This is a genomic window from Paenibacillus maysiensis, assembly GCF_000520815.1.
Taxonomy (GTDB): domain Bacteria; phylum Bacillota; class Bacilli; order Paenibacillales; family Paenibacillaceae; genus Paenibacillus; species Paenibacillus maysiensis.
The window spans coordinates 1-9,305 of the sequence record NZ_ASRY01000297.1 but is presented as its reverse complement, the minus strand read 5'-3'; the positions used below and the strand labels follow the sequence as shown (position 1 = coordinate 9,305).

The following is a 9,305-nucleotide window of genomic DNA, read 5'->3' as shown; positions in this document are numbered from 1 at the left end:
TATACGGCGTTACCCATCCAATAGAGCGAAGAGCCAAATAATATTTAGAGTATTCATGATTCAGCCTTTCATTCCATCGTACATATTTTATAGAAAAGGAGCTATCCTTCTGAGGAAAATCAAATTCATTAAATTCAATTTCACCAATAATGCCATTGTAATCTAGGATTTCTCCGTTTATTTTAATCCTATATTGCTGTCCTGAGTATAATTCTAAATACCACCCAAACTCACGACAAAGAAACTTTTTTATCTCGTTTATATCTATACTTGATTCGTAAATTCCTTTGAGAATAACGCACGTACCAATATTTTCTTCCACTATATCAGGATCCGTGACATTGTATGTATCAAGACTGTTTTCTCTTATATGTATTGAGTATTTTCTTTTTACTGATTCATCTTCATATACTGTTATCCACTCGGCTTCAGAACAAAAACGATGAAACGTCAAACGTCCAATACCATTTTTTCCATGAGTAGCGGATATCATATTTCTTAATCGGAAATTAGGATCAATTGATTTATCAGACTCAAAGAAGGGCGTGAATTTCCCCTCTAGTTCTTGGATCTTTATTCCATACCCATTATCAATAATTTGAATCTCGTCAATAGAACCTAACGAGTTTTGAAATGTTTGAAGTTCAATTGTAGTTGCTTTTGCATCAAAACCGTTCCAAATATATTCAGATATCGATTGCAAGTATGTATATTTTTTAAGTGACTTCTTTATCCCTTTAGAAGAAATCTGAATTTTTTTCATAACTTTCGATCGACTCCTATCACATCTATATGCTTTATTGTACTCCAATATTTCCCTTTTGTATATATAGATAGTATCCTGTTATTTTCAGTGCAGGACTACGATTAGTCGGCTTAGGGTTTAACTTCATCCACCTCTCAATCCACCTGTATGGAATCAATGATTGTTTTGTAGCCAATCAAAATGTTTCTTGATTATCTAAAATTTCTCGTCAGGTATTAAAATTTCACTGGATCTCTCAATTACACTAACCAATTCCTTTAGAGATAAGCTTATCCTTCTTCTAATATGACAAGATAAAGTCCCTTATTTCCGCTTCAATTCTTTCATTAAATATAAGGTATTCAGAATTTTCTACTGATATAAATACATCCACTGTTTCTAATTTACTTTCGTTATCGAAAGGCTTTTAAATAAGGAAAACAACAATAACGTTATTCGACAGCCAAGATCACTTACGCTTACGTGTATGACTTGTCCGGTCAACTGTGGGCCAGACAAGACAAGGTAAGCGGGCAGTTGCAATATTATCAGCTCAACGGTCACGGTGTGTACGATAGTGTAAGTTACAAAGAGGACGGAGACATCAGCACTGTCCATATGGACTACGGCATTAGCCCCATTGGTGTTCCATCTTATTCTTATAATCTAAAGACTTCTTGAAATTTTGAGAAGCTTTCGGAGTATCGTCTCTAGGAATTTCATCCTCGTTGGATAAGGGGGTTCCCTTGTTTACTTCTGTGAGCTGTTGCGTCAAATTCACGCGCTCACAGAGAGCTTGGCGCTTTGTCAGTCCCTTTGAATGGTTGCTTGTTTGGATTTCAATCCACACACTCACGTGGAGTGCGACAGCGAAATGCAGTAATTATTTAAGCCACATCGGGCCCTCTCTATGTTACTCCTCCCCCATTAGTTCCCAATAGCGGAACGAATAAAACTGATTCAAGATCAGAAGCTGCTGGATAACATTGAAGAGAAAAAAGCCAGCTCCTCCAAGCGAAAGCTTGAACGGTATTATCGCGGGGGAAATTATAGAACACCGGAGTAAAGAAAAGGAAAAATTAAAGTAGAAAACAAAGCATTAAACTAAAAAAACGGTATCCCCCTCCGTATTGGTAGATTGGGATACCGTTTTTTTTCGACAAATTTCGAGGTGCGAAGGAACCGGGGTTTTTATGTGAGCTTCACATTCGCACTTTATAAAATGAGGTATTTGTTGTTTATCCAGTTGAATCCAACATACATTTAAATACGGAGTTTCGCAACCTTTTCCGCCTTCTCTTTCCACTGTACAAGAAACGCCTAGACAATCGAAGAACGTTCATCCAGAAACTCGGATGGGGAGCAGCCTGTAAGACGTTTGAATATCCGATGAAAATAGGAAACATCACTATACCCCACATACTCTGAAATTTCACGAATCGTCAGCCGGGACTCAGTCAACATGTAGATGGCGGTTTTAATGCGCTGCGTATGTACATGCTCGCTGATCGTTTGGCGTGTTACCTCGCGTAGCAGTGTGGCTGCGTAGTTGGGCGTTTTACGGATGGCGTCGCCAAGCTCCTCTTTCGTCACCTTTTCCCGATAATGATTCTGAATATACTGCTTCATATGCTCTACATGCTTCTCTTTATCGCAAGAAACGGTACCCTTGTCCCGTTCCTGATTGATATAAATCATCGCTTCGGTCAGCAAGCAGTCAGCCATCATTGCATAGTAGCTTGGGCGCTCAGTCCATTGGTAGTACACAGACTTGATCCGTTCATGCAGCATATCGTAGCATCCGAGCTTGATCTGCAACGGCTGTTCTGTATTCAGTAGGGGGAGTGCGTGGTTCGTACATGTTTTGCGGCAATGTATCACATACTTGGTATGAAAAAGCGTAGGAATGCTCTTGCCGTAGTAAGGCAAATGTCCGGGTAGGATCAGTGCTTCTCCCTTGCCGAGAATAAACTTGCAACCGTTCACCCAATATACACATTTCCCAAAGGTAACCAAAATGAACAGTAAGTCATCGTCGCTGTTATTCGGTCCAGCCTTTTCGTACCAGTCTATGCCATGGTCCTGTCGCATGTCCGTCATTGTAATCACGAGGCTCACTCTCCGATGTCTTAAAAATGTATTGTACTGTAGTACATTCATCATACTATAGTTCATAGTTTTGACGCATGGGTACAGGTAAAATAGAACCATAGAAGTTTAATAGATAGAGAAGTGAAAGTGGAATAGAAACCAAACAGTAAAGACATTCAGGAGGATGAAATTACTATGCTTAAAACGAAAATTATTTGTACTATGGGACCTGCCTGCGACTCCATTCATTTGTTAAAAGAAATGATCCAGGCCGGTATGACAGTAGCCCGCTTGAACATGGCTCACGGGGAGCTGGAAGATCACGTAAAACGTATTGAAAATGTGCGGCAGGCTGCGAAGGAACTGAACACCTTTATTCCTGTTATGATGGATATCAAGGGACCGGAAATACGGATTGGCAAGCTGAAAGAAGCATCCTGTCTGCTGAAGCCAGGTAGCCCGCTCATTTTGACCACGGAAGAAATTTTGGGGGACGAGCATCGTATTTCGGTCAACTACCCGGATATGCCGAAGGATATCAAAGCTGGCGACCGTATTCTCATTGATGATGGCTTGGTCGATCTGACTGTAACCTCTATTGAGGGAACCGAAATGATTTGTACCATTGTAAGCGGCGGTATTTTGAAACCGAGAAAAGGTGTGAACCTGCCAGGGATTCATACGACCCTTCCGGGCGTAACAGAGCGCGATGTGAAGCACATCCAATTCGGGGTGGAGCAGCGTATTGAGCTTATTGCGGCTTCTTTTGTGCGTAAAGGCGATGATATTCGTGAGATTCGTGAGATTTTGAAGGGACATAACGCCGAGCATGTACAAATTTATTCTAAAATTGAAAATGCCGAAGGTATGGAAAACCTCGATGACATTATCAAGGCTTCGGACGGTATTATGGTAGCCCGTGGTGATCTGGGCGTCGAAGTTCCGATTCAGGACGTACCTGTGATGCAAAAGGAAATGATCGACAAGTGTAATCTGGTCGGCAAGCCGGTGATCGTGGCTACACACATGCTGGAATCTATGCAGGTAAACCCGCGTCCGACGAGAGCTGAAGTCAGTGACGTATTTAACGCCGTGATGCAAGGAGCCGATGTGGTTATGCTATCGGGCGAATCCGCTGCGGGTAAATACCCTGTCGAGTCCGTGCGGACGATGGCCGCCGTAGCTGCCAGAGCTGAATCTCAATTTGATTATCAGGAGCAGTTCGACAAGCGCAGAGCACGCCAAAGCACGAACATTACCGAGGTCATCAGTCAAGGTGCGGTTAGTTCGTCCCTGGAGCTGGATGCCAAAGCGATTATTACGTCTACGGCCAGCGGCTTCACGGCCCGTATGGTGTCCAAATATCGTCCGAAGGCTCCAATTATTGCAGTTACCCCGAACAATACGGTGTTCGCTAAAATTTGTCTGTTATCCGGGGTATTCCCGGTCAAAGGCGATAAGGTAGTGACGACGGATGAAATGTTCGAATCCTCCATCCGCAACGCCCTGAATGCAGGGTATATTCAAAAAGGAGACACCGTTGTCGTGTCGGCAGGCGTTCCTGTCGCCGAGGCCGGTGCCACCAACCTGATTCGAGTACATCAAGTGTAAGCGTAGATACAGACAGCAGAAAGGCGCTGATCCCCAACGGGCTCAGCGCCTTTTTACATGGACTTATTTTTACAGTCCAAACACACTCTTGGCAACGACCTGCGTCAACTCTGCTTTATGGGCTTGGTACTGTTCAGGCGTAATACTCTTGTTGGCCAGCCGTTGATCTAACTGCTCCGTCAACTGAGCCACCTGCAAATCAACGACAGCTTGAGCATCCCGTTCATTATATTGTGCAATATCTGCCAAGGTTTGACCGTTATATAATGCATCATACAATTGCTCATCCGAGGATACACCTAGTGTTTCCAGCAACTCATCATCCTTGGAAGCCTCACGATCCTGTTGCTGAAGGGCTCTCTCTGGAGCCAGTGCAGAAGCATTGGCCCGACTTCCCCCCCATGTAGAGGACTGCCCAATAGACAACGCCAGCAACAAGGTGCAGATGACCAAGATTCGTTTTCGATTCATAAGTGTAAAGTCTCCTTTTGTTTCTTTAAAATTCTGACAGGGTGGAACGGTATATGGATATCCAACGGGAGTAATATTTATGCCTTTAGCACATCCGGTTTTTATGTAGTTACCAGATTCTTAAATACATCATACACGCCCAATCTTAGCGCCAGCTTAATACTCGTTTAAAATAAACTAAAAGAGCACATTGTAAACAGGTAACAGCAAAAAAATTTCACCGATGCTCGTAGGATGGATCGTACGATGGATGTGATCTATCCTTTGGCCCCTGTTTTTTTCTTTGACCAGAGTTTTTGTATCCCGTGAATACAGAGCAGCAGCAAAGGCAAAAGAAGCCCTATAGATAACGTATAAGATATCCATACCGTCCCATCCCACGTATGTTGGTAAGGGACATTCGGATATATGACGACCGACATGACGACCAAGATCATCCCGAGAGGTAAAATTAGAGGCCGATAATCTTTCAAATTGAAGATTTGAGCTAAGCCCACCACAATTGCATATAAATATATAGTGATCCTAAAATAGAGCGAAATAAACCATATGATGGCCATGATCGCTTCGATGCGCTGTAGAAAATTGCCGATGCTGATTTTTTTGGCTAACGAATAGCTTGGAAATATACTTCTTGCCGTTAAATCAGGTCCTAAAATCAAAATCGAGAATGCAACGACCACGAATATCATCATTCCGCCAAGCATGCTTCCGTTGAAAAAAGCTTTACGGGCTTTATCGGTACGATTCACAGTCGGAAAAATCATTAACAAAACGATATGGGGTAGAAATAAAATACTAATAAAGGATAGCGCAGCAGGCCAGATTGGTCCTATCCCTGCCTCAAACACGGGCTGGACATTTTCCAGTTTGATCTCAGGCGCAATTAAAATAGCCCCAGAAATATAAAGGAGGATAAATAAGGGGAACAATAGTTCGGCAGAACGGGCGAACGTTTCAATTCCAAGCCGTACCCCCATGATTACAATGACCGCAAAAAGAATATTCACGGATTGAGTCGGCGTTTCCGGCATGATTTGGGTGGTAAGGAAATTTCCTACATCATACAACACTGAGGCAGGACCACTCAAGAAAAGAGTAAAGATAAACAGAAGAGAAATGGTTTTGCCCAACCATTTTCCGAGAAGGGTTTCAATGATCTCAGCCAATGTCATCTGTGGATAAAGGATCGCTAGCGTATTGTAAATCCATACAAGGAAAAAACCAGCTCCCACCCCCACGAGCGTGGCGATCCACGCATCCTGTTTGGCCACGAAGGCCATGCCTGAGGGAATGACCAAGATTGCGCTGCCGACCGTAAATAAAGTCGTTAAGATCATAAATTGACGTCCGGAGATTTTGACTTGCTTAGGCATCATCTTCACCTCTATCTTCACGTTTACCATTCGGCATGTTATTTTTGTTTGTCTCCAACCTTTTCAGGGCATGTATACTGAGCAGCAGTAAGGGAAAAAACAACCCGAACGATAATGTATAAGGAATCCACGTCTTTGTATCATAGGCTTGTTGATAAGGCACATTGGGATATACGATGATTGACATGACGACTAAAAGAATGCCGAGAGGAAGCACTAACTGTCGGTCGTTTTTCAAGCAAAAGATTTGGGCTATTGCTGTCACAGTGGAGTGCATATACAACGTGATCCTGAAAAAGAGCGAAATAAACCACATGGTAGCCATGATCGCTTCGATGCGCTGTAGAAAATTGCCGATGCTAATTTTTTTGGCTAACGCATAGCTTGGATACATATTTCTTGCTGTTAGATCAGGACCTAATACCAAAATAGCCAATGTAACGACCACGACCAACATCACTCCCCCAATCAGGCCTCCTGTGAAAATGGCTTTACGGGCTTGATCGAAACGATTGACAGAAGTCGGGAAGATCATGAGCAGAACGAGATGAGGAAGAAACGCTGTGCTGACAAAGGACAGGGCAGCAGATCCAATAGGCCCCATTCCCGCTTCCAGTACAGGTTGAACGTTTTCCAATTTAATATTGGACACCACCAAACCTGTAAAAGAAATGTAAAGCAGGATAAATAACGGAAACATCAGTTCGGCTGAACGAGCCAGCACTTCCAGTCCCAGCCGGACAGCCAACAATATAATAAGCGCAAAAAGGATGTTTACCGCTTGTATTGGTGTTTCCGGGATCATTTGAGTGGTCATAAAATTCCCCAGGTAAAACAAAACGGTAACAGGAGCATTGATGAAAAATGTGGCGAAAAACAGAAGACCAACGGTTTTACCTAGCCACTTTCCGAGCAGGGCTTCCATTATTCCAATCAGGGTCATCTGTGGATACAGCGCCGCAAGCTTGATGTACAAATACAAGATGAGAAGCCCGGCCCCGACCCCGACAAACGCGGCAATCCACGCATCCTGTTTGGCTACCAGCGCCATGCCTGATGGGATGATGAGAATTGCGCTCCCAACCGTATATAAAGTCGTCAAGATCATAAGTTGACGTGCTGAGATTTTAATCTGTCCGGGCACCAATTTCACCTCGTCTTATTTTATTAGACCGATATGGGTTAGGAAATCGGTGAATGGTCTATACACGGCTGTGATCCAATCCAGAGGAGTAGGAATAAACCCACTTAATGCCCTGACGCTGCTGATTCCGACCCCAAGAAGGAGCAGGATGGAAAACAGCCAAAGCTCTTTTTTCAACCCCTTTTTCCACATGTACGGGACCTCAAACATGCATATTGCAGCAGCAACCAGCAATATGCCCAGAACGTTCACTATTTTAGGCAGCATTTTTTAGCACCTTCTTTGGTAGGTTACTCTTTAATCTCATTCAGGAATGAGCTGCCAATCGTGCCCAAGCGCCGAATCTTGAAATCGACCTTGATATCTACAGGCAATTCTGCAAAATGCTCATCATCCCAATTCTTTTTCAGTGAATTCCAGGTCTTCGGATCAGCGCGGTGAATGGCTTCGCCGAATCCGAAAATGTCAGATTTGTACGATTTTTGAGCTTTTCTGACGGCTGATTTCATAATCTCTTCGAGCCTTTCCTCCAATTTCTTCTCCAGCTCATAAATCGTGCTCACTTTGGTTAAATCCAGGGCCTGACACTCAACTTCTCCCACGTTGGCTTCAACATGCATTTTAATATTGATCCGGGGCTCTCCCCTATGCACGCTTCCTTTTATGGCAGTTTGGGTTCGAATGATCTCCGTGACGACTTTTCCGCCTTCGGGGCAGGTCACAAAGCCGACAGAGCTTTGCACTTTGCCAAGAATGAAGTTGTAGCCCCTGCTTTCCGTTTCGTTTAACCATCCGACCAACTTGTCTTTTCTGAACACTGCAAGTCCCGAATACTGTAAACGGGCAGGCGGGTCGATCTTTTGGATATTTTGGTTCGATTCTCCCATTTCTGGATTGCCAACAACCCGAAGTCCTGTCAAGATAGGCTGCATTCCTTCGCTCGTGAGAGCTGCAATCAATTCATCCAGGGTTACCGTCATACTGGGCGACCAATTTTTCTCCGATGATTCCAGGGAGGCGAAAAGGTCATTCGCCGGAATCGATTCCAGGGGCGTCATAATTTTCAATGTGTCCTCCGCACGGGCGTCCTTTGACACCACAATATAAAAATCGGTGCGGAACTCATGATCCCTGGAGAGTAAATCCAGAGCTTTTGCCATCCCTTCGGTCGCTATCGACTCACCGATTACGCATATGCGCAGGTGAGCAAAATACACTTTTCGGGGACTAAGCGTCGTTATTTTCCGGATGGCTTCAAACACGGTATCAGCTTCCGTTGTGTACAACGTGGCTGGAGCCCCGCCGCTTGCTCCTTTTTTGGCTGCTTCTCCGGGGTCCACAACCTGGACGGAGACACGGAATTGATCTCCATGCTTATCGATCCCCATACCGACAGCGATAGCAAGCTCATTCAGCTCCTTGCGGTTCCAACAGCCCGTCAGAAGCAAGACAAGTGTAAGCATCAGGAATAGAAATGCCGTCTTCCGTTTCATGATTGTCTACTCCTTTCCGTCTGTTCCTGTCTTCTCCACTTTATTCCCGTGGTTTCCGAGGCGGGGTGCTGTTTCGGCGATTCACATTCTTCTGGTTAATTAGCCGGGGACGTGTAATCATCATCCAGTGAGGAAGCCGAAAGATGGCATCCTTGGTGTCCGACGGTATTAGAGGGGCAAAAGGAGACATATAGGGAACGCCAAACGAACGAAGGCTGCACATATGCAGGATGAGGGCAATGCCGCCGACGATAATCCCGAATAGTCCAAATGAAGCGGCAAGCCCCATCAAGGGAAAGCGTAGCATACGAAAAGCGATGGACATATTATAGGCAGGCAGAACGAAGCTGGAAATCGCTGTAATGGATACGACA

At 44.3% G+C, this 9,305-nt stretch carries 9 protein-coding genes; 1 reads left to right on the top strand and 8 read right to left on the bottom strand.

All coding sequences use genetic code 11. From position 1 onward, the window contains the following. Together L696_RS0123245 and L696_RS0123240 are read right to left on the bottom strand one after the other, a co-directional pair. On the bottom strand, window positions 1–763 hold a 763-nt coding region (locus L696_RS0123245), incomplete at its 3' end, for an ATP-binding protein (protein WP_025685787.1). Window positions 764–2,065: 1,302 nt separating this feature from the next. Next, complete coding sequence (locus tag L696_RS0123240; protein WP_025685786.1) at window positions 2,066–2,854, bottom strand: helix-turn-helix domain-containing protein; 789 nt, start codon at window positions 2,852–2,854, stop codon at window positions 2,066–2,068. A gap of 177 nt (window positions 2,855–3,031) precedes the next feature. Here L696_RS0123240 and pyk point away from each other — a divergent pair, with 177 nt between their 5' ends. Then, window positions 3,032–4,447, top strand: a complete 1,416-nt coding sequence (pyk, locus tag L696_RS0123235) for a pyruvate kinase (protein ID WP_025685785.1) — start codon at window positions 3,032–3,034, stop codon at window positions 4,445–4,447. 69 nt (window positions 4,448–4,516) lie between these two features. Here the strand turns inward: pyk and L696_RS0123230 are convergent, their stop codons facing one another. The 6 genes from L696_RS0123230 to L696_RS28935 all read right to left on the bottom strand — a co-directional run. After that, on the bottom strand, window positions 4,517–4,918 hold the full coding sequence (locus L696_RS0123230) for a hypothetical protein (RefSeq protein WP_025685784.1): 402 nt from the start codon (window positions 4,916–4,918) through the stop codon (window positions 4,517–4,519). A 257-nt stretch (window positions 4,919–5,175) separates the two neighbouring features. Further along, window positions 5,176–6,297, bottom strand: a complete 1,122-nt coding sequence (locus L696_RS0123225) for a GerAB/ArcD/ProY family transporter (RefSeq protein WP_342447954.1) — start codon at window positions 6,295–6,297, stop codon at window positions 5,176–5,178. Then, window positions 6,287–7,438, bottom strand: coding sequence for a GerAB/ArcD/ProY family transporter (locus L696_RS0123220; RefSeq protein ID WP_025685782.1), 1,152 nt, complete (start codon window positions 7,436–7,438; stop codon window positions 6,287–6,289). The genes L696_RS0123225 and L696_RS0123220 overlap by 11 nt, the downstream gene beginning before the upstream one ends. Before the next feature lie 15 nt (window positions 7,439–7,453). Next, complete coding sequence (locus L696_RS0123215; protein ID WP_025685781.1) at window positions 7,454–7,705, bottom strand: hypothetical protein; 252 nt, start codon at window positions 7,703–7,705, stop codon at window positions 7,454–7,456. 23 nt (window positions 7,706–7,728) lie between these two features. Beyond that, window positions 7,729–8,931 carry a Ger(x)C family spore germination protein gene (locus L696_RS0123210; protein ID WP_025685780.1) on the bottom strand — a complete coding sequence of 401 codons (1,203 nt, stop codon included), beginning with the start codon at window positions 8,929–8,931 and terminating at the stop codon, window positions 7,729–7,731. A gap of 40 nt (window positions 8,932–8,971) precedes the next feature. Next, on the bottom strand, window positions 8,972–9,305 hold a 334-nt coding region (locus L696_RS28935), incomplete at its 5' end, for a spore germination protein (protein WP_162472203.1).

Bases quoted from the DNA above. Each gene is read 5' to 3' on its own strand.
- pyk (WP_025685785.1), top strand. From the start codon at position 3,032: ATGCTTAAAACGAAAATTATTTGTACTATGGGACCTGCCTGCGACTCC.
- L696_RS0123230 (WP_025685784.1), bottom strand. From the start codon at position 4,918: ATGAATCGAAAACGAATCTTGGTCATCTGCACCTTGTTGCTGGCGTTG.
- L696_RS0123225 (WP_342447954.1), bottom strand. From the start codon at position 6,297: ATGATGCCTAAGCAAGTCAAAATCTCCGGACGTCAATTTATGATCTTA.
- L696_RS0123215 (WP_025685781.1), bottom strand. From the start codon at position 7,705: ATGCTGCCTAAAATAGTGAACGTTCTGGGCATATTGCTGGTTGCTGCT.
- L696_RS0123210 (WP_025685780.1), bottom strand. From the start codon at position 8,931: ATGAAACGGAAGACGGCATTTCTATTCCTGATGCTTACACTTGTCTTG.